Raw genomic sequence first — 25,648 nt, 5'->3', positions numbered from 1 at the left:
CTGCTGCGGCGCGGCGCAGTGTAGGCAGCGCATCGTCTCGTTCGGGCTGCCGCCTCGGTGACAAGTACCCGAGGCCGGCTGCGCCACACTCGCAGCACCTCACCAGCCCCGCCGCGTCATGAACTTCGACTACAGCCCCAAGGTCGCGCAGATGCGCGAACGCCTGCTCGCTTTCTTCGACGAGCACATCTACCCCAACGAGCGTCGCTACCTCGAAGAAGTCGAAGCCAACCGCCGCGCCGGCAACGTGTGGCAGGCCACGCAGGTGATCGAGGAACTCAAGCCCAAGGCCCGCGCGGCCGGGCTGTGGAACCTGTTCCTGCCCAAGAGCAGCCGCGCGCCGGAAGGGCTGAGCAACCTGGAATACGCGCCGCTGTGCGAAATCATGGGCCGGGTGTTCTGGGCGCCTGAGGTCTTCAACTGCTCGGCACCGGACACCGGCAACATGGAGACGCTGGAGCGTTACGCGTCCGAGGCGCTGAAGGACCGCTGGCTGGAGCCGCTGCTCAAGGGCGAGATCCGCTCGGCCTTCCTGATGACCGAGCCGGCCGTGGCGTCCAGCGACGCCACCAACATCGAGTGCCGCATCGAGCGCGATGGCGACGACTACGTCATCAACGGCCGCAAGTGGTGGAGTTCCGGCGCCGGTGACCCGCGCTGCGCCGTCTACATCGTCATGGGCAAGACCAACCCCGAGGCGGGCAAGCACGAGCAGCAATCCATGATCGTGGTGCCGGCCGACACGCCGGGCATCACCGTCATCCGCCCCTTGAGCGTGTTCGGCTACGACGACGCGCCCCACGGCCACATGGAGGTGGAGCTGAAGAACGTGCGCGTGCCGGCCAGCAACATCCTGCTGGGCGAGGGCCGGGGCTTCGAGATCGCCCAAGGCCGCCTGGGCCCGGGGCGCATCCACCACTGCATGCGCAGCATCGGCGCGGCCGAGCGGGCGTTGCAGCTGCTGTGCGAGCGTGCGATTGCCCGCACCGCCTTCGGCAAGACGATTGCGCAGCAGACCGTCACGCAGGAGCGCATCGCCGAGGCGCGTTGCAGCATCGAGCAGGCCCGCTTGCTGACGCTCAAGGCCGCCTACATGATGGACACCGTGGGCAACAAGGTTGCCAAGGCCGAGATCGCGATGATCAAGATCGTGGCGCCCAACATGGCGCTGCAGGTCATCGACTGGGCCATCCAGGTGTTCGGCGGCGCCGGCGTGAGCCAGGACACGCCACTGGCCATGATGTGGGCGCACCAGCGCACGTTGCGTCTGGCCGACGGCCCGGACGAGGTGCACCGCAACTCGCTGGCCAAGCTGGAGCTGGCGCGCCACATGAAGCTGCCCACCGACCGCATCTCCATGCCCATCACGCGCGGCGCCTGACCCGGCACGTCTCGCCCGTGGCCCGTCAGGCTGCGGCTAGAGTGGGGTTCCGTGAGTAGGAACCCCACGCCGGCCATGCAAGCCTCCCAGCCGTTCGACCGCCATGTGCGCTTCCTGGAAGCCCAGGCGCAGCCCTTCGCCAGCCACTGGGTCGAGGCCATGTTGCAGGCGATGCGCGACCCGGTGGACGCCGGCCTGGGCGCGGTGGACCGCAAGGCCCTGAGCGGCCTGCTGCTGACCACCGAGCCGCTGCGCATGCACATCGCCGAATGCCTGAGCGGCCACCTGCTGCGCGGCTTTGAAGGCGCCGAAGCCCGCCTGCTGGGCCGGGGCGCGGCCGCATCGGCCTTGAGCGGGTTCGACATCGACGAGCTCACGCTGGTCGACGAAGCCCAGGCCGAGAAAGACATTGAAATCTCGCGCGTGGTGCAGCTGGCCGACCTGCAGCTGGAATGGGAGCTGCGCGAGCTGCAAGGCCTGGCCAGCAACCTGCTGACCGACCCGCCGCGCGGCGAAGACCCCACCGCCTGCGGCCCGGCGCTGTTTGCCCGGGCCATCAGCCAGACCGTGTACGAACAGGTGCTGGAACCCGAGCAGCAGGCCGTGTGGATGCGCGTGGCCACGCAAACGCTGGTGGCGCCGCTGCGCCAGTTGCTGGGCACCGTGAGTGCCCGGCTGCGCGACGAAGGCGTGCAGGCGCCGCGCTACCGCACCATCCTCGCGCCCAACTCCAGCGCCGTGATGGCCCAGGCGGCCGCGTCGGCACCGTTCGCCCAGCCGCCCGGCGGGGTTGCCCCCGCGTGGCAGGGCCCGGCGCCCACCGGTGCCGCGAGCCATGCCTTGGCCGCCTTGCCGGCCGAGCAACTGCAAGCCCTGCTGCAACAAATCCCGCTGCTGCAGCGGGGCCTGGCGGGTGCGGCCGGCCGCGCGGCCTCGGCCCCACCGGCGTCCTCTGCGGCACCGTCCCCGTTGGCCCCCGAGCTGCGCTTGCAGCTGGAGCCGCTGGCCGGTGCGCCCGCGCCGGCGCCGGCGCCGGCCCCGGTGGCGGATGCAGGCGTCAGCCATGCGCTGCTGGCACGCCTGTTCGAGCGCCTGCTGGCCGACCCGCAGCTGGCGAGCCCCGCGCGAGGCGCGATTGCGCAGCTGCAAGCCCCGGTGCAGGCCCTGGCCGCGCACGACCCCGGCGTGCTCAGCTCCGACCAGCACCCCGCCTGGGCGCTGATCAACAAGATCGCCGGCCATTCCGGCGCCCTGCCCGCGCATGACGCCGAGCGCGGCGCGGCCTTCCAGCGCTTTGTGGACCCGCTGGTCAGCCAGCTCAGCACCAGCCAGCCGCAGCAGCCCGAGGCCTATGCGGCCGCGCTGGAGGCGGTGGAGTCGTTCATCGACGACGAACAGCAGCAGCAGATCGAGCGCAGCCGCCCGGCCATGGATGCGCTGGGCCAGCGCGAGGCCGAGCGGCGCTTGCTGCCGCTGATGCGCGACCAGGTCGAGGCGCAGCTGGCCAAGACGCCGGACGTGAGCCCCATCGTGCAGACCTTCCTGCGCGGCCCGTGGATTGAGGTGCTGACCAAGGTGATGGCCGCCGAGGGTGCCGAGTCGCCCGAGTCGCAGGCGCTGGTGGGCACGGTGGACGAACTGCTGGCCAGCCTGGAGCGCCCGGAAACGCCGGCGGCCCGTGCGGACCTGCGCCGCCGCCTGCCCGGCCTGATCGGCCGCGTGCAACAGGGCATGGCGCTGATCGACCTTCCCCAGCAGCACCGCACCCGGGTGCTGGCCGAGCTGATGCAAACCCACCGGCGGCACCTGGCGGAACGCAGCGAGGCCGCGCCCACGCCGGCTTCCGTGCCCGCAGCGGCGCCTCAGGCGGACGCAGCGGGCACTACGCCGTCCCGCCCCCGACCTACTGAGCCACTGGCGCCCCGGGCCGTGCCCGAGCCCGCCGCCGCCCGGCCCTCGGCCCGCTCGGAGCCTGCCGAGGCCCCGGCCAGCCGCCCGGCCGCCGCGCCCGGCTGGTTTGATGACGACGACGAAGACGATGCCCGCGACAGCCGGCCCGCGTCGGGCTGGGAGGCGCGCGACACCCACATCGGCGCCCTGCCCACCGTGCCCATGGGCCTGGACGACCCGAGCCGCGAGGACGCCGCCGGCAGCTGGATCGACGCGCTGCGCCCCGGGCTGCGCTGCAAGCTGCACCTGCAAGGCGTGTGGGCCACGGCGCAGCTGGCCTGGGTCAGCGACAACGGCGCGTTCTTCATGTTCACCAGCAACCTGGCCGGCGGCATGCACTCGATGACGCGGCGCGCCCTCAAGCGGCTGCGCAGCGAAGGCCTGGCCACCGAGCTGGCGGAAACCAGCCCGGTGCAACGCGCGCTGGGCGGCCTCTTGCAGGAACTGGGCGGCGGCGCCGCCGGCTGAGCTGCATCGGCGCGTGCGTGCCGGCTGGGGCCGGTGCCTCCCGAACGGGGGGCGGCGCAGGGGAAGGCGTCGGCGTTGGGGATGGCTCGGGTTGGGGTGCCGGCGGCGGTGTCGTCGCGTGCGTCATCGGGCAGCCTCCGCGCGCAGCGCCGGGTGTGCCAGCAGCGCGGTCACGCGGCTCAGCACCTCCGGCGCCCAGCCCATGCCCAGATGGCTGGCCTGCACTTCGATGTCGCGGCACAGCGGCCCGGGCCGGTCGTGCTGGCAGGCCTGCCAGGCCACCACACCGTCGCGCCGGCTGTACAGCGACACCGTGGGCACCGGCGGCGGCTCGGCCAGGCGGTCGCGCAGCTGGGCTTCGTCCGGCGCCGGCTGGCCGTTGAGCAGGCGGAACAGCCAGCCCACGTGCGTGTCGTCCACGCTGCCGTTGAACGGCGTGCCCAGCGTCACCACCTGCCGCACCCGCTGCGGCCAGCGCTTGGCCAGTTCGCGGGCGTACAGGCCGCCCAGGCTCCAGCCCACCAGGCTCAGCGTGCGCGCGGGTGCGGCCCGCTGCTGGATGCGCTCGGCCAGGCCGTCCAGCCAGGCGTGCACGTCCCCCTGCGGGCCGGTGTTCAGGCCGTCGCCCCAGTCCAGCGCCCGAAAGCCGGCGCGCTGCAGGTGGCGCCGCAGCGGCCACAGCGCCAGCCCGTCGGAAGCCAGGCCCGGAAACAGCACCACCGTGTGGCCGCCGCCCGGGCAGGCCAGCGCGGCGTCGGGCTCAGCGAAGTGCTGCACGGCCTCCACCGCCGCACGCAGCGGCTCGGACGCCAGCAGCGACCAGGCCGGGCGGCGGTGGCCGGACGGTGCGGCGGCGTCGGGCACCCGTGCTGGAGCGAAGGCCCGGGTGGCCGGGGCGCGGCTGCGCGGGGGCACGGTGTGGGTGACGGTGTGGGTGACGGTGTGGGGTGTCGTGGTCATGGCGGGTGGGGCGCAAGGGCCGTGGAACACAGGGCCCCATGCTGGCCGGCGGCCCCGGCCTTGCGTGCCAGCCGGCCGGTGCCTTGCGCGTAGGACGTCCGGCGTCGGCGGCGTCTGCCCGCGGCGTGAGGCCGGGGCTGACACCGCGGGTGCGCCGGACCCGGCACACTGCGGCAGCCATGAAGACGCTGATCAAACCCTACCTCGTGGCCCTGCTGGTGCTGGGTGTGCTGGACGCGCTGTGGCTGGGCTGGCTGGCCCGTGACTTCTACCGACAGGGCATCGGCGCGCAGATGGCGGACAAAGTGCGCTGGCTGCCGGCGCTGCTGTTCTACCTGGGCTACCCGGCCGCGCTGGTGGTGCTGGCGCTGTGGCCGGCGGGGCAGCCGCTGCTGCACCAGGTGCTGCGCGCGGCGCTGGTGGGCCTGGTGGCCTATGGGGTGTACGACCTCACCAACCGCGCGACGCTGCAGCACTGGCCCTTGAGCCTGGCCTGGGCCGATGTGGCCTGGGGCGTCTTTGTCAGCACCCTGGCCGGGGGTGCGGCTGCCTGGTGCGCGCGGCCCACCGGCTGACAGAATGCGCGGATGGCCAAGTCCGCCCCCAAACTCAGCCCCGATGACGTGCAGCGCGTCATCGCCACCGCGTTCGAAGACGTGCCGCCTTACAACAAGGTGCTGCTGATGCATGGCATCGGCCATGGCGAGCTGGTGGCCCTGCTCAAGCGTGAACTCACCCCCGCGGCCTACAAAACCTGGGCCGCGCGCGGCAAGACGAGCAAGGGCCCGACGAAGAAGGCCGTCTGGCCGCATGGGCGTTGACGTGGCGGGGGTGGGTGTGACCGGCGCGACGGGGGTCTCGCGGCGCGGCCTGCTGTTGCTGGGCCTGCTGGCCGGCTGCAGCGACCCCGACGCCAGCTACCGCAACCGCGTGGACACCGGCTGGCACCGGGACGACCTGGAAGCCCTGCTGCTGCGCTGGCACAGCCACGCCGTGCGGCCGGATGGCAGCTTCCAGCTGGCGATGGACCGCAGCTGGCGCCCCTTGGCCCAGCCCGAGCTGGAGCTCACCGGGCAGGCGCGGCTGGTGTACGCCTTCGCCGCGGGGCACGAGTTCTTTCCGGACGCGGGTTACCTGAAAACCGCGCGGCGGGCGGCGAACTTCCTGCTCGAGCGCTTCCGCGACCCGGTGCACGGCGGCTACGTGCACAGCGTGGGCCCCGACGGCGAGCCCCGCGCGCAGATCAAGCGGGCCTACGACCACGCCTTCGCCATGCTGGCCCTGGCCGAGGTGTACCGCGTGGGCGGCGACGTGCGCTACCGCGACGCGGCGCTGCAGATCTGGCACGAGGTGCAGCTGCGCTTCCTGGACCCGGCCGGCGGCCTCTACAACGAGTGCCAGCGCGACTGGCAACCCATGGCGGGGGCGCGCACGCAAAACCCGGTGATGCACATGTTCGAGGCGCTGCTGGCGGTGCACCACGCCTGCGGCGACATCCAGGCCGAGCAGGGGGCGCGCCGGCTGGGCGACTTCGTGGCCAACAAGCTGATGCAAGGCCTGGCCGACGGCGGCGCCCACGTGCCTGAGTGGTACGACGAGCAGTGGAAGCCCCTGCCCACCCGCCAGGCCGGCGGCTACATCGACCTGGGCCACCAGTTCGAGTGGAGCCACCTGCTGACCCGGGGCGCGGTGATTTCGCCCATCTACAGCCAGGTGGCCGAGCGGCTGCTGGCCTACGCGCTGGCGGCAGGCTACGACGAGAACGACGGCGGCTGCTACCTGCGCCGCTTCCCGGACGGCGGTGCGCCCGACCTGCGCAAGGGCTGGTGGCAGCAGGCCGAGTGCCTGCACGCGCTGATGGTGGGCGCCCAGGCCACCAGCCGCAACGACCTGTGGCGCCGCTACGAGCAAACGCTCACGCTCATCAAGGAGCAGCTGGTGGACGCCGAACAGGGCGGCTGGCGTCTGGCGGACGCGCTGCCCTGCAAGAGCGGCGGCTGCCGCGACCAGCAGCCCGACCCGTACCACATGGTCCGGCTGCACCAGGCGGCCCTGAAGATCCACGGCTGAGCCGGACGGACCGGTGCGGTGGCCCACGCCTGCTGTGGCGTGCAGGCCGCAGGGCGCATCGCCGACCGGGGCCACGCCTGCCGCGGCGGTGGCCCCTCGTCTCTCGGGAGAGGGTTCCGGGGTAACCCGAGGTGAGGATGCAAAAAGCAGCATCGAAGCGGCCAAAAATGTGATTAGTCGTGGATCGATCGGCCCCCTAGCATGAATTCAGACCCCCACCCCAGGCCCGTTCAGAGGCTGTTCGGGTGGGCCGGCCGAACTTCATAACGATCACGGAGACACGATGAACCAACCCGTCCGGGTGCCGCAGCGCGCGGCCGCCTCTGCTTCCTGCTTTGCCCTTCGCCTGACGGCCGCCGCCGCGTTGACCGCCTTGGGCTTGCCTGCGCTGGCGCAGCAAGCCGCTGGCGAGAACCAGCAACTGGGCACCGTGGTGGTGACCGGCGCTCGCGCCTCGGCCGAAACAGCCCAGGCCATCAAGAAGAACGCCGACCAGGTGGTGGATTCCATCGTGGCCGAAGACATCGGCAAGTTCCCTGACAAGAACGTGGCTGAACTGCTGGGCCGCGTGACCGGCGTGCAAATCCAGCGTGGCAACGGCGAGGCGGGCACGGTCATCGTGCGCGGCCTGGGCGGCATCGTCACGCTGCTGAACGGCCGCGAGTTCTTCTCGGACGCCGGCCGCAGCCTGTACCTGGCCGATGTGCCCGCCACCATGCTCAAGCGCATCGACGTCTTCAAGACCCAGGAGGCCACGCTGCCCGAGGGGGGCACCGCCGGCGTCATCGACGTGCGCACCAACCGCCCCTTTGACTTCAAGGACACGCAGCTCGTCATCAACGGTCGCATGGAGCATCGCGACAAGGCCGATGTGAACAACCCCGACTTGTCCGGCATGGCGTCCAGCCGCTGGAAGACCGACCTCGGTGAGGTGGGGGCGCTGTTCGGCCTGTCCTACCAGCGCGGCAAGTACCACGACGAGCGCGCCTGGGTGGGCGATCCGCTGACTTTCACGAACGCCGGCCGCAGCATCGTCGGCTCCGACGCCGTCGGCCGCGTGCTCGACCTGGGCGACCGCAAGCGTCTGGCTGGCAACTTCGCGCTGCAGTGGAAGCCCAGCGCCGACAAGGAGGTCTACCTGGAAGGCTTCGGCACCAGCATCGACCACCGCTATCAGCAATCTTTCCTGGTGGCGGGCGCGCCGGTGTTCGAGCCCACGTCGACGGTGACCGTCAAGCCGGGCACCAACTTCATGGACACGGTGACCAATGCGAACTACGTGGGCTGGGGCTTCACCTCCACGCAGGCCAAGCGCGATCAGGTCACCAATGCCCAGGTGGCCCTCGGCGGCCACTGGGATCTGACCGACCGCCTGCGTCTGTCCACCGAGCTGGCCCGCACCAACAGCCAGATCGACTGGGTCAACCGCATCCTGGACAGCGGCTACACGCCCACCAGCACCATCGCCAAGGTGCAGGACGGCGGCGGCTACATCGACTATCCCAAGCTGGACCTGACCAACAAGGCCAACTTCCGGATCAATGGCGGCGTGGACGTGCGCGGCGAGCGCGAAGGCCACAGCACCGACTGGCGTGCGGACGCGAGCTACGACATCGGCGACGGCTTCTTCCGCGAAGTCACTGGCGGCGTGCGCCTGGCCCGCCGTTCGGCCATGTCGATCAACACGAACATGCCCTGGCAGACCGGCTTCTCTGCCGTGGGCCGCTCGGCTGCCGATGCCAGCGTGGCCGACATCTTCTCGGTCTCGCCCGCGACCTGGGGCGACTACGGCGTGAAGCAATACGTTTACGCCGACCGCGACTGGCTGCTGAACAACGGCGAGGCCTTCCGCAAGCTGCTGACCAACGGCAACGGCGCGCTCACGGCCTATGACCCGATGACGCTGTTCGACGACACCGAGACGACCAAGGCCGTCTATGGCCGCCTGAAGTTCGGCTTCAGCGCCGCAGGTGTGCCAGTGAGTGGTGTGTTCGGCCTGCGCGTGGTGCAGACCGACCAGGCGCTGATGGGCAACTCGCGCAACGCAGCCACGGGTGTGATCACGCCGGTCAACAAGGACACGTCGCGCACCGACGCACTGCCGATGCTGTCGCTCAAGGCCGAGTTCAGCCCGCAGCTGATCGGCCGCCTCATCACCGGCAAGACGCTGGAGCGCCCGGGCTTCAACGCGTACAACCCTGGCCAGACCATCACCCCGCCCGGGGGCGGCGTCACCTTCGGCACCATCTTCGGCGGCAACCCCGACTTGAAGCCGACCGAGTCCACCAACGTGGACGCGGCGCTGGAGTACTACTTCGCCCGCACCGGGTCTTTGACCGGCACGCTGTTCGAGCACAAGTTCAAGAACCGCGTGTTCGACCAAACCGTCTCGACCACCATCAATGGCGTCAAGTACAACGTGACGCAGCCGGTCAACGTGAGCAACGCCAACCTGCATGGTTACGAACTGAGCTACCGCCAGTTCTACGACTTCTTGCCGGGCTGGCTGAGTGGGTTTGGCCTGGAAGCCAACTACACCTACATGACGGGCAAGCAGACCGACCCGAACACCGGAGTGGAAGGCCCCTTCCTGGGCCAATCCAAGTCGGCCTACAACCTGGTGGCGTTGTACGAGCAGGGTCCGATCTATGGCCGCCTGGCCTACAACTGGCGTTCCAAGTTCCTGGCCGAAAAGCCGTACCGCAGCACCGGCCGTGAGTTGTGGGTGGCACCGCTGCGCACGCTGGACGCGTCCTTCGGCTACAGCCTCAGCAAGCAGCTCACCCTCTCGGTGGACGTGACCAACCTGTTGAACCAGGCCTACCACGACTACTTCGACCAGACCCCGGCGCTGGTGCGCGACGTGCGCTACTACGACCGCACGGTGGGCGTGTCCGTGCGCTGGAAGCTGTAACCCGAGCGCTCAGCTCGCAGGGCGTTGCGGGGGGCCTCCCGGCAACGCCCTTTTTCATTGCCTGCCCGTTGCCATGTCTGCTTCCTCGTCTGACCTGATCCAGCCGCTGATCCTGCAGCGTGCCGACCCCCACATCTCCCGCCACGGCGAGGCCTACTACTTCACGGCCTCGGTGCCGCAGTACGACCGCATCGAGTTGCGCCGCGCCGCCACGGTGGAAGGCCTGGCCCACGCCCCGGCCTTCGTCGCTTGGCGCAAGCCCGACACCGGGCCGTATTCCGAACTCATCTGGGCGCCCGAACTGCACTTCAACCAGGGCGCCTGGTACGTCTACTTCGCTGCGGCCCCCACCCGGGCGCTGGACGCACTGGGCATGTTCCAGCACCGCATGTTTGCGATCCGGAACACCGCCGCCGACCCGTTCACCGGCGCGTGGGAGTTCCTGGGCCAGGTCGACACGGGCATCGACAGCTTCTGCCTGGACGCGACCACCTTCACCCACCGCGGCCAGCTGTATTACCTGTGGGCCCAGAAAGACCCGGCCATTGCCGGCAACTCCAACCTCTACCTCGCACCGATGAAGACGCCCTGGCAGCTGGCCGGCGCGCCGGTGCGGCTGAGCCAACCCGAGTTCGACTGGGAATGCCGGGGCTTTCTCGTGAACGAGGGGCCGTCGGTGCTGCAGCGCCACGGCCGCGTCTTCATCAGCTACTCGGCCAGCGCCACCGACGAGAACTACGCCATGGGCCTGCTGTGGGCCGACGAGCACGCCGACCTGCTGGATCCGGCCGCCTGGCACAAGTCGCCCACGCCGGTGATGCGCAGCGCCGCCGAAGACCGCGTGTTCGGCCCCGGCCACAACAGCTTCACCGAGGGCGCCACGCCAGACGAAGTGCTGCTGGTCTACCACGCCCGCACCTACACCGAGATCGAGGACGACCCGCTGTGGAACCCCGACCGCCACACCTTCGTGAAGCCGCTGCGCTGGTCGGCCGACGGCATGCCGCGGTTCGGCCGGCCCTCCCGCCGCGACTGATGCCGGTTTCGGTATCGGTACGCCGCAGGAATTGATTGGATTGCATATCCCCCGCTGCCTAGCATCGGTTTCGAGCGGCTGGATGGCCCCGAAGAACGACATCGAGACAAGACATGACGACTGACGACAAGAAGAGCCAGGTCAAGCTGCGTTCCGCCGAATGGTTCGGCACCCAGGACAAGAACGGGTTCATGTACCGCTCCTGGATGAAGAACCAGGGCATTCCGGACCACGAGTTCCAGGGCAAGCCCATCATCGGCATTTGCAACACCTGGAGCGAGCTCACCCCCTGCAACGCTCACTTCCGCAAGCTCGCCGAGCATGTGAAGAAGGGCATCCTCGAAGCCGGCGGCTGGCCGGTCGAGTTCCCGGTGTTCTCCAACGGCGAGAGCAACCTGCGCCCCACCGCCATGCTCACGCGCAACCTGGCCAGCATGGACGTGGAGGAGAGCATCCGCGGCAACCCCATCGACGCCGTCGTGCTGCTGACCGGCTGCGACAAGACCACCCCCGCGCTGCTGATGGGCGCGGCCAGCTGCGACGTGCCGGCCATCGTCGTCACCGGCGGCCCGATGCTCAACGGCAAGCTCAACGGCAAAAACATCGGCTCGGGCACGGCCGTGTGGCAGCTGCACGAGCAGGTGAAAGCCGGCGAGATCAAGATGCACGACTTCCTGGCCGCCGAGGCCGGCCACTCGCGCTCCGCCGGCACCTGCAACACCATGGGCACGGCCAGCACCATGGCCTGCATGGCCGAGTCGCTGGGCACGTCCCTGCCGCACAACGCCGCCATTCCTGCCGTCGATGCGCGCCGTTATGTGCTGGCCCACCTGTCCGGCATGCGCATCGTCGACATGGTGTGGGAAGACCTGCGCCTGTCCAAGGTGCTCACCAAGGCAGCGTTCGAGAACGCCATCCGCGTCAACGCGGCCATCGGCGGCTCCACCAACGCCGTCATCCACCTGAAGGCGATTGCCGGCCGGATCGGTGTGGACCTGGAACTGGAAGACTGGACCCGCATCGGCCGCGGCACGCCCACCGTCGTGGACCTGCTGCCCTCGGGCCGCTTCCTGATGGAGGAGTTCTATTACGCCGGCGGTCTGCCGGGCGTCATCCGCCGCCTGGGCGAGGCCAACCTGCTGCCCAACCCCGGCGCGCTGACCGTCAACGGCAAGAGCCTGTGGGACAACTGCCTGGACGCGCCCATCTACGACGACGAGGTCATCCGCCCGCTCAGCAAGCCGCTGATCGAAGACGGCGGCATCTGCATCCTGCGCGGCAACCTCGCGCCGCGCGGCGCCGTGCTCAAGCCTTCCGCGGCCACGCCCGAGCTGATGAAGCACCGCGGCCGTGCCGTCGTGTTCGAGAACTTCGACGACTACAAAGCCCGCATCGCCGACCCCGACCTGGACGTCGACGCCAGCTGCATCCTCGTCATGAAGAACTGCGGCCCCAAGGGCTACCCCGGCATGGCCGAGGTGGGCAACATGGGCCTGCCGCCCAAGATCCTCGCCACCGGCGTGAAGGACATGGTGCGCATCTCCGACGCCCGCATGAGCGGCACCGCCTACGGCACCGTCGTGCTGCATGTGTCGCCCGAGGCGCGCGCCGGCGGCCCGCTGGCGGTGGTGCAGGAAGGAGACTTCATCGAGCTGGACTGCGCCGCTGGCCGCCTGCACCTGGACGTGCCCGACGAAGAACTGGCCGAGCGCCTGCAAGCCTGGGCCGCCGCGCAAACCGTGGACCCGGCCGACGCCACCGGCTACCGCCACCTGTACGTGAACCACGTGCTGCAAGCCGACGAGGGCTGCGACTTCGACTTCCTGCGCGGCTGCCGCGGCTCGGCTGTCCCGCGCCACTCCCATTGACATGCCCCTCGCCCGCCCTCGCGTCGCTGAACGCGCGCAAGTCCGGTCGATCCCCCGAGGGGACGGCGATGTTCGCGGCATCGAGCCGCGAACACATCGCCAACCCGGGCCGGCTTGGGGCGGCCCGGCGCTCGGCCCGACAACTCCGTAAGAGGTAAGAACCATGAGCAACACGATCCAAGGCCTGGCCCTGATCGGCGGCGAGGCCGTGCGCGGCCACGGCAAGCCCTTCCAGGCGTTCGACCCGGGCAAGAACGAAGCCCTCGGACCTGACTTCAATGCCGTCGACGTGGCCCAGGTCGAGCAGGCCTGCCAGCTGGCCGGCGCCGCCTTTGACGCCTTCCGCGCAACGTCCGACCACGAGCGCGCCGACTTCCTGGACCGCATCGCCGCACAGATCCTGGCGATCGGTGACGACTTGATCGTGCGCGCCATGGCCGAGACCGGCCTGCCGCGTGCCCGCCTGGAAGGCGAGCGCGGCCGCACGATGAACCAGCTCAAGCTGTTCGCCGAACTGCTGCGTGAAGGCAGCTGGCAGGACGCCCGCATTGACACCGCCCTGCCCACGCGCACCCCGCCGCGGCCGGACCTGCGCCTGCGCTTTGTTGGCGTGGGCCCGGTGGCTGTGTTCGGCGCCAGCAACTTCCCGCTGGCCTTCTCGGTGGCCGGGGGCGACACCGCCGCGGCGCTGGCTGCCGGCTGCCCCGTCGTCGTGAAGGCGCACTCGGCCCACCCGGGCACGTCGGAACTCGTCGGCCGCGCGGTGGTGGAGGCCGTGAAGCAATCCAACCTGCCGGCCGGCGTGTTCGCGCTGCTGACCGGCAGCGGCCACGGCATTGGCGACACGCTGGTGCGCCACCCGGCCATCCAGGCCGTGGGCTTCACCGGGTCGCGCAGCGGGGGCACGGCGCTGATGGCCGCGGCCGCAGCCCGGCCGCAACCCATCCCGGTCTATGCGGAGATGAGCAGCATCAACCCGGTCGTTCTGCTGCCCGGCGCTCTGAAGGCGCGGGGCGCCGAGATCGCCACGGGCTTTGCGGCGTCGCTGACGATGGGCGTGGGTCAGTTCTGCACCAATCCCGGCCTGGTGCTGGGCCTGGCGGGGGCGGACTTCGACCGCTTCGCCGCGGCTGCTGCCGAGGCGCTGAAGCCCGTGCCCGCCGCCACCATGCTCACCCCCGGCATCGCCAGTGCCTACCAGCGTGGCGAGGACACGCTGGCCGCGCAGGGCCAGGTTGACGCGCTGTTGCGCGGCACCTCTGCCGGCTGCCAGGGTGCGCCCAGCCTGTTCAAGACCACGGGCGCGGCCTTCCGGGCCAACCACCAGATGTCCGCCGAGATCTTCGGCCCTGCGTCGCTGCTGGTGGCCTGCCAGGACGAAGCCGAACTGCTGGCCGTCATCGAGGGCCTGGAGGGCCAGCTCACCGCCACGCTGCAACTGCAGGACGACGACGAGGCCGACCTCGCCGCCGCCCGCGCGCTGCTGCCGGCGCTGGAGCGCAAGGTCGGCCGCATCCTGGCCAACGGCTTTCCCACCGGCGTGGAGGTGTCCACCGCCATGGTGCACGGCGGCCCGTTCCCGGCCACGAGCGACGGCCGCAGCAGCTCGGTCGGCACGGCCGCCATCCAGCGCTTCCTGCGCCCGGTGAGCTACCAGAACCTGCCGCGCGCGCTGCTGCCCGCCGTGCTGCGCGAGCCCAACGAGCGCGGGGTGTGGCGCCGCCGCGATGGGGTGCTGACCCGGAACTGAAGCCCCTCGTCCAGGGCTTGGCCCTGGACGCTCCCCCGAGGGGACGGCGACGCAGGCCGGATCGACCGGCCCGCACATCGCCAAGGCGGGCCGGCTTGGGGCGGCCCGGCACTCGACCCGGCACTCGGCCCGAAGAGGCCCGATAGACAACCAAGGAGACAAGCAACATGAAGAAGCAACTGCTCGCCCTCGCGGCGACCCTGGTGGTGGGCGTTCAAGCCCTGGCCGCCGACGTCAAGGTCGTGGTCAGCGCCGACCAGCCCGGCCCCGTCATCCACCGCAACATCTATGGCCAGTTCGCCGAGCACCTGGGCACCGGCATCTACGAAGGCATGTGGGTGGGCCCGGAGAGCAAGATCCCCAACGTGCGCGGCTGGCGCAAGGACGTGGTGGCCGCGCTGAAGGACCTGAAGGTGCCGCTGGTGCGCTGGCCCGGCGGCTGCTTTGCCGATGAGTACCACTGGCGTGACGGCATCGGCCCGCGCAGCAAGCGCCCGGTCAAGGTCAACACCCACTGGGGTGGCGTGCCCGAGAACAACGCCGTGGGCACGCACGAGTTCTTTGACCTGGTCGAGCAGCTGGGCGCCGAGGCCTACGTGAACGCCAACATGGGCACCGGCTCGCCACAGGAAGCTGCCGAGTGGCTGGAGTACATGACAGGCGAGGGCAACGCCACCATCGTCGAGCAGCGCCGCAAGAACGGCCGCGACAAGCCCTTCCGCATCCACTACTACGCGCTGGGCAACGAAACCTGGGGCTGCGGCGGCAACATGCGCCCCGAGTACTACGCCGACCTCTATCGGCACTGGGCCACCTTCCTGAAGACGCCGGCGCACAACCGGCCCAAGTTCATCGCCAGCGGCGGCAACGACACCGACACCACGTGGACGGACGTGCTGAGCAAGAACATCCGCCACAACTTCGACGGCATCGCTCACCACGCCTACACCTTCCCCACCGGCCGCTTCGAAGGCAAGGGCCCGGCTGCGGGTTTCCCGGAAAGCGACTGGATCTCCATGCTGTCGCAGGTCAAGAAGATCGATGACACGCTGGCCAAGAGCCGCGTCATCCTCGACAAGAACGACCCCGCCAAGCGCCTGGAGGTGTACTTCGACGAATGGGGCAGCTGGTACGACCCCGAACCCGGCAGCAACCCGGGCTTCCTCGTCCAGCGCAACACGCTGCGGGACGCGCTGCTGGCGGCGCTGCACTTCCACGTGTTCCACGCCCACGCCGAGCGCGTGAAGATGAGCAACGTGGCGCAGATGGTCAACGTGCTGCAGGCCATGATCCTCACCAGCAAGGACAAGCTGGTGCTGACGCCGACCTACCACGCGTTCAAGCTCTACACGCCCTTCCAGGACGCCACCTCGCTGCCCGCCCGCATCGAGAACAACCCGGTCTACAAGGTGGGTGCCACCGAGATGCCGGGCCTGTCGGCCACCGCCGGCCGCGGCAAGGATGGCAAGCTCTACGTGGGCCTGGTCAACTCGAATGCGAACCAGCCGGCTGAGCTGACCCTGCAGGTGGGCACTTCGGCCCCGAAGTCGGTCAAGGGGCAACTGCTGACCGCCGGGGCCATGGACGCCCAGAACGAACTGGGCAAGCCCGCGCAGGTGGTGCCGCAGGCCTTTGAAGCCCAGGCGGTGGACGGCAAGCTCACGCTCAAGCTGCCGGCCAAGTCCATCGTGGTCGTGGCCATCGAGGGCTGAGCCATGGCGGCACCGACTCGACGCGAAATCCTCGCGGGCGGCGCTGCGCTCGCGTTGACGGCCTGTGGTGGTGGTGGCGGGGGTGGCACCAGCAGTGCGCCCAGCCCGGCGCCCTCCCCGGCTCCCACGCCGGCACCGGCTCCCGCTCCGGCCCCAGCGCCCACGCCAGCGCCGGCTCCGGCACCCAGCCAGGCGCCGGTGAGCTTTGCGAACGTGTCGGTGCACGACCCCTCGGTCATTCGCGTGGACGGCACGGCCTACGTGTTCGGCTCGCACCTGGCCGCGGCCAAGACGACCGACCTGATGAACTGGACCCGCGTGGCCGACGGGGTGAACAACGTCAACCCGCTGTTCACCAACGTCACCACGGCGCTGGCCGAAACCTTCACCTGGGCGCAGGTGACCGACCTGTGGGCACCCGACGTGGCGCGCGGGGCCGACGGCAAGTTCTACATGTACTACTGCGCCTGCAAGGGCGACTCGCCCCGCTCGGCCCTGGGCCTGGCGGTGGCCGACAAGGTGGACGGCCCGTACGTCCACAAGCAGATCCTGCTCAAGTCCGGCCAGTGGGGCCTGCCGAGTGAAGACGGCAGCGTCTACGACGCCACCAAGCACCCGAATGTGGTCGACCCCGCCGTGTTCAAAGACACCGCGGGCCAGGGCTGGATGGTTTACGGCTCCTACTCCGGCGGCATCTTCATCCTGAAGCTGGACGCCGCCACCGGCCTGCCGCTGCCCAACCAGGGCTATGGCACCCACTTGATGGGCGGGAACCACGCGCGCATTGAGGGCGCCTACGTGCTCTACAGCGCGCAGACGCAGTACTACTACCTCTTCGTGTCGTTCGGTGGGCTGGACGCCAACGGCGGCTACAACGTGCGGGTGGCCCGGTCGCGCAACCCCGATGGGCCCTACCTGGACGGTGCCGGCACCGACATGGCCACCGTCAAGGGCGCCGCCGGCACGCTGTTCGACGACGCGAGCATCACGCCGCATGCGATGAAGCTCATGGGTGGGCACCAGTTCGCTGTCGCCACGGGCGAGAGTGGCGCGGCCCTGGGCTACGTGTCCCCGGGCCACAACTCGGCCTGCGTGGACGCCACCACCGGGCAGCTCTTCATCCTGTTCCACACGCGCTTTCCCGGCACGGGCGAACTGCACGAGGTGCGCGTGCACGAGATGCACCTCAATGCCGACGGCTGGCCCGTCGTCGCGCCGCTGCGCTACGCGCCGCTCAGCCTGGCCACGCCGGCGCAGACCGCCGAGGTCACCGCGGCGCAGGCGGCCGGCAGCTACAAGCTGGTCAACCACGGCAAGGACATCACGGCCACGATCAAGGCGTCCGTCAACGTGACGCTGAACGCCGATGGCACCGTGACCGGTGGCCTCACCGGCACGTGGACGCACGCCGGCAGCAACCGGGTCAGCCTGGTCAGCGGCGGCACCACCTACGCGGGTGTGCTGTCGCGGCAGTGGAACCCCAACGCGGGCGCCTTCGGGGTGTGCTTCTCGGCGCTGTCGTCGGGCGGCGTGGCGCTCTGGGCCATTCGCACCGGCGCCTGACCATGCGACGCCGGCTGGCCGCTCTGGGCCTCGCGCTGTGCGTGCAGGGCGCGGGCGCGGCGACGCAGGCGTTTGCGCTCGACCGGGTGCGCCTGCTGGACGGCCCCTTCCTGGACGCCCAGGCCACCGACCAGCGCTACCTGATGGCGCTGGACCCCGAGCGCCTGCTCGCGCCCTTCCGCCGCGAGGCGGGGGTGGCCGTGCCGGTGCCCAGCTACGGCAACTGGGAATCCTCGGGCCTGGACGGCCACATGGCTGGCCACTACCTGTCGGCCCTGGCGCTGATGTGGGCGTCCACCGGTGATGCGCAAGTGAAGCAGCGGCTGGACCATGTCGTTGCCGAACTCAAGCGCTGCCAGGATGCCATCGGCACGGGCTACCTCGGCGGCATTCCCGAGGGGGCCAAGGCGTGGGCCCAGGTGGCGGCGGGGGAGCTTCAGGTCGACAACTTCTCCGTCAACGGCCGCTGGGTGCCTTGGTACAACCTGCACAAGACGATGGCCGGCCTGCGCGACGCCTGGGTGCACGCCGGCCACGCCGACGCCAAGGCCATGCTGATCCGCATGAGCGACTGGGCGCTGCGCCTGACCACGCCGCTGTCGGACGCGCAGATGCAGGACATGCTGCGCGCCGAACACGGCGGCATGAACGAGGTGCTGGCCGACGTGGCGCAAATCACCGGCGACTCGCGCTACCTGGCGCTGGCCCGCCGCTTCAGCCACCAGGCCGTGCTGCAGCCGCTGGCGCGCCGGCAGGACACGCTGACCGGCCTGCACGCCAACACGCAAATCCCCAAGGTCATCGGCTTCGCGCGCATCGCGCACCTCACCGGCGACGCGGAAGGCCGACGCGCCGCCGAGTTCTTCTGGAAGACGGTCACCGGGCAGCGCACGGTCGCCATCGGCGGCAACAGCGTGAAGGAGCACTTCCACCCGACCGACGACTTCCGGCCCATGCTCAACGAGGTGGAAGGCCCGGAGACCTGCAACAGCGTCAACCTGCTGAAGCTGACGGCGCTGCTGGCGCAGGCGTCGCCGGCGCAGGGCCAGTACGCCGACTATTACGAGCGCACGCTCTACAACCACATCCTGGCGTCTCAGCACCCGGGCGAGGGCGGCTTCGTTTACTTCACGCCGATGCGGCCCCAGCACTACCGCGTGTACTCCCAGGTGCACGAAGGCATGTGGTGCTGCGTGGGCTCGGGCCTGGAGAGCCATGCCCGCCACGGCGAGTTCATCTACGCGCACGACGGCGATGCGCTTGACGTGAACCTCTTCATCGCCTCCACGCTGGACTGGCGCGAGCGTGGCATCCACCTGACGCAAAGCACGCGCTTCCCTGACGAGCCGCGCACGCGGCTGACGGTGGACACGGCCGGCACCTTCGCGCTGAAAGTCCGCTACCCCGGCTGGGTCGCACCCGGCGCGCTGAAGGTCAAGCTCAACGGCAAGCCCATCCGGGTGACGGCCAAACCCGGCGGCCAGGTCGAACTGCGGCGCGCGTGGCAGGCGGGCGACCGGGTGGACGTCGAGCTGCCCATGCGCACGACGCTGGAGCCCATGCCCGGCCTGAAGGCGTTTGTGGCCGTGCTGCACGGCCCCATCGTGCTGGCCGCCAAGACGCCTCAGCCGGGCGAGACGCTGACCTTCAAGGCCGATGGCTCCCGCATGGGCCACATCGCGCAGGGCGCGGTCTGCCCTCAAGAAGCGGCACCGGTCTTCGTCAGTGACCGAGCCGACTTCATCCGCCGCTTCAAGCCTGTGCCCGGCCAGCCGCTGACCTTCACCGCGCCTGGGTTGATTCAAGGCCGCAAAGACGCCGACCTGCTCCAGCTCATCCCCTTCTTCCGCTTGCACGACGCGCGCTACATGCTCTATTGGCCGCGCAGCACGCCCGCCCAGCAGAGCCTGCTGCGTGCCGAGCTGGCCCAGGCCGAGCAAGCCCGCCTTGCGCTGGACGCACAGACCATCGACCAAGTGGCCCCGGGCGAGCAGCAGCCCGAAAGCGACCACGGCTTCCGCGGCGAGGGTGTGGACACCGGCATCGCGCCCGCCGGCCGCTGGCGCCACGCCACGCAGTGGTTCAGCTACGACCTGAACGACCCCCAGGCCGAGGCCCGCGTGCTGCGCCTGAGCTTGGCCAAGGGCGACGCCGGCCGGCGTTTCGACCTCGTCGTCAACGGCCAGCGCATTGCCGAGGTTGAGCTGGGCCGGCCCGACACGCCGGGCGAGATCTACACCCGCGAGTTCCCGCTGCCGCCCGAGCTGGTGCGTGCGGCCGGCGGCCAGCTGAACCTGAAGTTCGTCGCCCATCCCGGTTCCATCGCCGGCGGGCTCTACGGCCTGCGGTTGCTGCGTTAGACAAGCCATTCACACAAGGAGACAAGCCATGATGAACCGTATTGCCCGCCGCACACTGCTGGCCGCCGCGCTGGCCCTGCCCGCCCTCACCGCGCTGGCCGCCCCGCTGACCCTGGGCTTCAGCCAGGTGGGTGCCGAGAGCGAATGGCGCACCGCCAACTCGGCCTCCATCAAGGCCGCGGCCAAGGAGGCCGGCGTCACGCTGAAGTTCGCCGACGCGCAGCAGAAGCAGGAGAACCAGGTCAAGGCCATCCGCAGCTACATCGCGCAGAAGGTGGACGTCATCGCCTTCTCGCCGGTGGTGGAAAGCGGCTGGGACACCGTGTTGAAGGAAGCCAAGGCCGCCGGCATCCCGGTCATCCTGACCGACCGCGCCGTGAAGGTGGCCGACGAATCGCTGTACGTCACCTTCATCGGCTCCGACTTCGTCGAGGAAGGCCGCAAGGCCGCCCGCTGGCTGCTGGAGCGTGCAGCCAAGACACCCAGCGCCGCGCTGAACATCGTGGAGCTGCAGGGCACGGTGGGATCGGCTCCCGCGCTGGACCGCAAGCGGGGCTTTGAAGAGGTGATCAAGGCCAACCCCAAGCTGCAGATCATCCGCTCCCAGTCCGGCGAGTTCACGCGTGCCAAGGGCAAGGAGGTGATGGAAGCCTTCCTGAAGCAGCGCGACAAGAAGATCGACGTGCTCTACGCGCACAACGACGACATGGCGATTGGCGCGATCCAGGCGATTGAAGAGGCCGGGCTGAAGCCGGGCGTGGACATCGTGATCATTTCCATCGACGGGGTGCGCGGCGCATTCGAGGCGATGAAGGCCGGCAAGCTGAACGTGACCGTGGAGTGCAACCCGCTGCTGGGGCCGCAGTTGATGGCGTTGGCCAAGGAGGTGGTGGCCAAGAAGGCGGTGGAGAAGCGGATCACGGTCAACGAGGGCGTGTTCCCGGCGGAGGTGGCGGCGAAGGAGCTGCCGAATCGGAAGTACTGATCCTGGCTTGCGGCATTGGGCGCGCTTGTCGTGGGAGCAGGTTGTGGCGTGAGGCCCATGCCGGGAGTTCGCCCCGGCGGGCGACCTACTTTCTTGCGCGCGCAAGAAAGTAGGCAAAGAAAGCGCCCCTGTTCCGTCGCCCCTTCGCTTCGCTGCGGGGTGCCCTGCGATGCTCGGAGCCCGAGGCCCGCGCAGAACTCCCTTCGTTCGCTGCGCTCACTGCGGTCAGACAACTGCGCGGAGTCAGTGGTTGAAGTGCGCTTCGCGCACGCCTCGGGCTCCTGCGCTTCTCGGCTCCTCCAAAGGGGAACCCCGGAACAGCTAAAAACCGAACAGCCAACAGCCAAACCCTCAAGCCGGCTGGCGCCGGCTGTTCGGGTTGCCCCCTTTAGCACCGCCGAGCAGCGCAAGGACTTGAAGCCGCGCGCAAAGCGCGCCTCAAGAACTGATTCCGCGCAGCTGTTTGAGCGGAGCGTAGCGAAGCGAGTTCTGCGCGGGGCTTCAAGTCCTGAGCAGCGCAGGGCACCCGCAGCCTTGCTGCGGGCGGTGCGGTCGGGGGTCGCTTCTTTGCCTACTTTCTTGTCGACACAAGAAAGTAGGTCGCCCGCCGGGGCGAACTCCCGGCACCGCACTCTCGCGGCAAAGGAAAGTCGCCAATGACCCCCCACCCCGTGCTGGCCCTCTCCGGCCTCCACAAATCCTTCCCCGGCGTCAAAGCCCTCAGCAACGTCAGCCTGCGCCTCTTCCCCGGCGAAGTTCACGCCCTGATGGGTCAGAACGGCGCCGGCAAGTCCACGTTGATCAAGGTGCTGACCGGCCTCTACACACCCGACGCCGGCACCATCTTGCTCGACGGCCAACCCATCCAACCGAAGCGCACCGAAGACGCCCAGGCCCACGGCATCCGCACCGTCTATCAAGAGGTCAACCTCTGCCCCAACCTCAGCGTGGCCGAGAACATCTGCGCCGGGCGCTTTCCCAAGAAGTGGGGCCGCATCGACTGGGCCGCCGTCAACGCCGAAGCCCGCCGCGTGCTGGCGCAGATGGACCTCGACATCGACGTCACCGCCCCGCTCTCGCGCTACTCGTTGTCTATCCAGCAGATGGTGGCCATCGCCCGCGCGCTGCGCATCTCGGCCCGCGTGCTCATCCTCGACGAGCCCACGTCCAGCCTGGATGACGCCGCCGTGCAGCGACTCTTCACCGTGCTGCGTCGCCTGCGTGACCAGGGCCTGGCCATCCTCTTCGTCACCCACTTCCTGGACCAGACCTACGCGCTGGCTGACCGCATCACCGTCATGCGCAACGGCGAGACCGAGGGCGAGTACCCGGCCGCCGACCTCAGCCGCCTGGCCCTGGTCAACAAGATGGTGGGCGCCCCGCCTGACCAGCAGCCCACACGGCTGAGCAGCACCGCGCCCACCACCGGCGCCACCGTGCTGAAGGCCGAGGGCCTGGGCCGCCGTGGCGCGCTGCACCCGCTGGACCTTGAGTTGAAGCGCGGCGAGGTGCTGGGCTTGGCCGGCCTGCTGGGCTCCGGCCGCACCGAGGCGGCGCGGCTGCTGTTCGGCGCCGACGCGGCGGACGGCGGCCACATCAGCGTCGAGGGGCGCCCCGCCGGGGCCGGCCCGTGGCGCTCGCCGCGCGAGGCCATCGCCGCCGGCATCGCCTTTTGCTCGGAAGACCGCAAGCACGAGGGCGCCATCCTGGAGCTTTCCGTGCGCGACAACATCCTGCTGGCCTTGCAGGCCCGCACCGGGCTGCGCTTGGCGCTGAGCCGGGCGCAGCAGCAGGCCCTGGCCGACGACTACATCCGCCGCCTGGGCATCAAGACGGCGAGCGCCGACACGCCCATCGGGCAACTCAGCGGCGGCAACCAGCAAAAGGCCCTGCTCGCCCGCTGGCTGGCCACCGAGCCCGCCGTGCTCATCTTGGACGAACCCACGCGCGGCATCGATGTGCGCGCCAAGGAGGACTTGATGGACGCGGTGCGGGCCCTGGCGCACAAGGCAGGCGACAACGGTCAATGCGGCATGTCCATCCTCTTCATCTCGTCCGAACTGCCCGAGGTCCTGCATTGCAGCGACCGCGTGCTGGTGCTGCGCGACCGGCGCGCCGCAGGCGTCTACCGCCGCGGTGAGTTGGACGAGCGCAGCGTGCTTGAAGTGATCGCCGCGGAGCCCACCGCCGTTGCCGCATGAACACCCCGAACCTCGCCATGTCCACGCCCCGCGCCCCTGCCGCCCCCTCCCGCGCCTGGAAGCATCCCCTTGTGCGCCCGCTGGCCGCGCTTGCCTTGCTGGTGGCGGTGGCCGCCGTCTGCGTGCCCGGCTTCCTGCACTTGGAGATCAAGGACGGCCACCTCTACGGCAACCTGGTCGACATCCTGCACCGGGCAGCCCCCTTGATGCTCGCCGCCTTGGGGATGACGCTGGTCATCGCCACGCGCGGCATTGACGTGTCGGTGGGCGCGGTGGTGGCCATTGCCGGCACGGTGGCCTGTGCGCTGGTGGGCTCGCACGGCGTGGCTGTCGCCTTCGCGGCCGCTTTGGGGGCCGCGCTGCTGTGCGGCCTGTGGAACGGCCTGCTCGTCTCCGCTTTGGGCCTGCAGCCCATCATCGCCACGCTCATCCTGATGGTGGCCGGCCGCGGCCTGGCGCAACTCATCACCGACGGCCAGATCCTCACCGTCTACGAACCCGCCAGCTTCTTCTGGCTGGGCGGCGGCTACTTGCTGGGCCTGCCGGTGTCGTTGTTCGTCGTTGCCCTGGTGGCCGGCCTCACGGGCCTGCTGATGAAGCGCACCGCTTTAGGCCTGTTCATCCAGACCGTGGGCATCAACCCGGTGGCTGCGCGGCTGGCGGGCGTGCGCACGGCGGCCATCGTGTTCTTCGTCTATCTGTACTGCAGCCTCAGCGCCGGCCTGGGCGGGCTGCTGATCGCGTCCAACATCAAGAGCGCCGACGCCAACAACGCCGGCCTGCTGCTGGAGCTGGACGCCATCCTGGCCGTCACGTTGGGCGGCGGTCAGTTGAGCGGCGGCAAGTTCAGCCTGGCTGGCAGCCTCATCGGCGCGCTCATCATCCAGACGCTGACCTCCACCATCTACGCCTTGGGCGTGCCGCCGCAGGTCACCATGGTCGTCAAGGCCGTCGTCGTGTTCGCGGTCTGCATTTCGCAGTCGTCCGCCTGGGCCACCTGGAGGAAGGCATGAAGTCACTTCGTTCCGCAATGGCCGCGCCATCGTTCACCGCCTGGGTCAGCGTCGCGCTGATGGTGCTGCTGTTCCTCGCCGGCGCGGTGAGCTACACCGGCTTCGGCTCCGCGCAGGTGGTGCTCAACCTGCTCATCGACAACGCCTTCCTGCTCGTCATCGCGGTGGGCATGAGCTTCGTCATCCTGTCGGGCGGCATTGACCTGTCGGTGGGCTCGGTGCTGGCGCTCACTACCATGGTGGCCGCCTGGCTGCTGCAGGTGGCGCACTGGCCGGCGGCCGGGGTCGTCGCCGTGGTGCTGGTGGGCGGCGCCGCATTTGGCGCGCTGCAAGGCGTGGCGATTCACGTGTTCAAGCTGCAGGCGTTCATCGTCACGCTGGCCGGCATGTTCCTGGCACGCGGGCTGTGCTTCCTGATCAGTGTGGACAGCATCACCATCGACGCGCCGTGGTTCGTGTTGCTGTCCCAGACGCAGCTTGGGTTGCCTGGGGGCGCCTTCCTGTCGCCCGGCGCAGTCATCGCGCTGGCTGTGCTGGGCGTGGGCCTGTGGGTGGCGCACAGCACGACGTTCGGCCGCACCGTCTACGCGCTCGGGGGCAACGAGACCTCCGCGCTGATGATGGGCTTGGCGGTCGGCCGCACCAAGGTGGCGGTGTACGCGCTGAGCGGCTTCTGTGCTTCGTTGGCCGGCCTGCTGTTCTCGTTCTACATGCTCAGCGGCTATGGCCAGCATGCGCAAGGTGTGGAGCTGGACGCCATCGCCGCGGTGGTGATTGGCGGCACGGTGCTGACCGGCGGCGCGGGCTACGTGGCCGGCGCGTTGTCTGGTGTGCTGGTGCTGGGGTTGATCCAGACGCTGATCGCCTTCGACGGCACGCTCAGCTCCTGGTGGACCAAGATCGTCATCGGCGCCCTGCTGTTCGTGTTCTGCGCCGTGCAGCGCGTGATGTCCCGCCAAGGCCCCGCCCGGTGAACGGGGGCGCACGCCGCCTCTATATATAGAGACCTCCACTGCGCGCCCGCGCTGAGCCCCACGGCGGCGGTGCGCTTCCCCGCGGGAAGCGGGGCCTTCAAAACTTTTTTCAAAGAAGTGTTGACGACCCCGTAAAAACCCGCCTAGAATCCCATCTCTTTGCTGCTGACCACCAACGCGAACGCGACGGAAACCAACAGCAAAGACGTCAAAACAGAGTTTGAAATTAATTTTTAAAAACTGTTGACGACGAAGCGAAAATCGTATTAGAATCTCGCTTCTGCGCTGATGACGACAAAACGAAGTCAGCGACGCGAAACGAAGGGCGCAAGTTCTGAGTGATGCGGATGTTCTTTAAGAATTAGCAGCCGATAAGCGTGGGCGTTTGAGGCGAAGTGATGTTGTCAGGTGACTGATGACGGTCCTTCGGACTTTAAACGCTC

The 25,648-nt window shown here is 69.4% G+C and carries 17 protein-coding genes; 16 read left to right on the top strand and 1 reads right to left on the bottom strand.

What is annotated here, in order from left to right:
* The first annotated feature begins 118 nt into the window (after positions 1-118).
* Both ACG01O_RS10555 and ACG01O_RS10550 read left to right on the top strand, forming a co-directional pair.
* On the top strand, positions 119-1,381 hold the full coding sequence (locus tag ACG01O_RS10555; protein ID WP_394384260.1) for an acyl-CoA dehydrogenase family protein: 1,263 nt from the start codon (positions 119-121) through the stop codon (positions 1,379-1,381).
* A gap of 75 nt (positions 1,382-1,456) precedes the next feature.
* On the top strand, positions 1,457-3,799 hold the full coding sequence (locus ACG01O_RS10550) for a DUF1631 family protein (protein WP_394384258.1): 2,343 nt from the start codon (positions 1,457-1,459) through the stop codon (positions 3,797-3,799).
* Between the two features lie 123 nt (positions 3,800-3,922).
* Here ACG01O_RS10550 and ACG01O_RS10545 read toward each other — a convergent pair whose 3' ends face one another.
* A complete protein-coding gene (locus ACG01O_RS10545) occupies positions 3,923-4,759 on the bottom strand; it encodes an alpha/beta fold hydrolase (RefSeq protein ID WP_394384256.1) in 837 nt (278 codons plus the stop codon).
* A 179-nt stretch (positions 4,760-4,938) separates the two neighbouring features.
* Between ACG01O_RS10545 and ACG01O_RS10540 the strand changes: the two genes are divergently transcribed.
* The 14 genes from ACG01O_RS10540 to yjfF all read left to right on the top strand — a co-directional run bounded on the left by ACG01O_RS10540 (position 4,939) and on the right by yjfF (position 25,205).
* A complete protein-coding gene (locus ACG01O_RS10540; protein ID WP_394384255.1) occupies positions 4,939-5,334 on the top strand; it encodes a DUF2177 family protein in 396 nt (131 codons plus the stop codon).
* A gap of 12 nt (positions 5,335-5,346) precedes the next feature.
* Positions 5,347-5,580, top strand: a complete 234-nt coding sequence (locus ACG01O_RS10535) for a DUF2805 domain-containing protein (protein WP_394384252.1) — start codon at positions 5,347-5,349, stop codon at positions 5,578-5,580.
* Positions 5,570-6,829, top strand: a complete 1,260-nt coding sequence (locus tag ACG01O_RS10530; protein WP_394384250.1) for an AGE family epimerase/isomerase — start codon at positions 5,570-5,572, stop codon at positions 6,827-6,829. Before ACG01O_RS10535 ends, ACG01O_RS10530 begins: the two co-directional genes overlap by 11 nt.
* A gap of 283 nt (positions 6,830-7,112) precedes the next feature.
* Positions 7,113-9,743, top strand: coding sequence for a TonB-dependent receptor (locus ACG01O_RS10525; RefSeq protein ID WP_394384248.1), 2,631 nt, complete (start codon positions 7,113-7,115; stop codon positions 9,741-9,743).
* A gap of 73 nt (positions 9,744-9,816) precedes the next feature.
* Positions 9,817-10,779 carry a glycoside hydrolase family 43 protein gene (locus tag ACG01O_RS10520; protein WP_394384246.1) on the top strand — a complete coding sequence of 321 codons (963 nt, stop codon included), beginning with the start codon at positions 9,817-9,819 and terminating at the stop codon, positions 10,777-10,779.
* A 113-nt stretch (positions 10,780-10,892) separates the two neighbouring features.
* Positions 10,893-12,647, top strand: a complete 1,755-nt coding sequence (locus tag ACG01O_RS10515; protein WP_394384244.1) for an IlvD/Edd family dehydratase — start codon at positions 10,893-10,895, stop codon at positions 12,645-12,647.
* Between the two features lie 163 nt (positions 12,648-12,810).
* Entirely contained in the window at positions 12,811-14,397 is a 1,587-nt protein-coding gene (locus tag ACG01O_RS10510; RefSeq protein WP_394384241.1) for an aldehyde dehydrogenase (NADP(+)), read from the top strand.
* 167 nt (positions 14,398-14,564) lie between these two features.
* Positions 14,565-16,109: an alpha-N-arabinofuranosidase gene (locus tag ACG01O_RS10505; RefSeq protein ID WP_394384239.1), complete on the top strand. Its 1,545-nt coding sequence runs from the start codon at positions 14,565-14,567 to the stop codon at positions 16,107-16,109.
* Between the two features lie 3 nt (positions 16,110-16,112).
* Positions 16,113-17,672 carry a glycoside hydrolase family 43 protein gene (locus tag ACG01O_RS10500; RefSeq protein ID WP_394384237.1) on the top strand — a complete coding sequence of 520 codons (1,560 nt, stop codon included), beginning with the start codon at positions 16,113-16,115 and terminating at the stop codon, positions 17,670-17,672.
* A gap of 2 nt (positions 17,673-17,674) precedes the next feature.
* Positions 17,675-20,032 (top strand): beta-L-arabinofuranosidase domain-containing protein, encoded by a 2,358-nt coding sequence (locus ACG01O_RS10495; protein WP_394384235.1) that lies wholly within the window; start codon positions 17,675-17,677, stop codon positions 20,030-20,032.
* A gap of 28 nt (positions 20,033-20,060) precedes the next feature.
* Positions 20,061-21,017 carry an ABC transporter substrate-binding protein gene (locus tag ACG01O_RS10490; RefSeq protein WP_394384233.1) on the top strand — a complete coding sequence of 319 codons (957 nt, stop codon included), beginning with the start codon at positions 20,061-20,063 and terminating at the stop codon, positions 21,015-21,017.
* A 656-nt stretch (positions 21,018-21,673) separates the two neighbouring features.
* Entirely contained in the window at positions 21,674-23,218 is a 1,545-nt protein-coding gene (locus tag ACG01O_RS10485; RefSeq protein WP_394384231.1) for a sugar ABC transporter ATP-binding protein, read from the top strand.
* Between the two features lie 17 nt (positions 23,219-23,235).
* A complete protein-coding gene (locus tag ACG01O_RS10480) occupies positions 23,236-24,231 on the top strand; it encodes an ABC transporter permease (RefSeq protein WP_394385646.1) in 996 nt (331 codons plus the stop codon).
* A complete protein-coding gene (yjfF, locus tag ACG01O_RS10475) occupies positions 24,228-25,205 on the top strand; it encodes a galactofuranose ABC transporter, permease protein YjfF (protein WP_394384229.1) in 978 nt (325 codons plus the stop codon). The genes ACG01O_RS10480 and yjfF overlap by 4 nt, the downstream gene beginning before the upstream one ends.
* The last annotated feature ends 443 nt before the right edge of the window (positions 25,206-25,648 follow it).

The organism is Pelomonas baiyunensis, from assembly GCF_043555935.1.
GTDB classification, from domain to species: Bacteria; Pseudomonadota; Gammaproteobacteria; order Burkholderiales; family Burkholderiaceae_C; genus Pelomonas; species Pelomonas baiyunensis.
The sequence above is the reverse complement of the archived record's forward strand: the minus strand, read 5'-3'. Positions and strand labels throughout refer to the sequence as shown.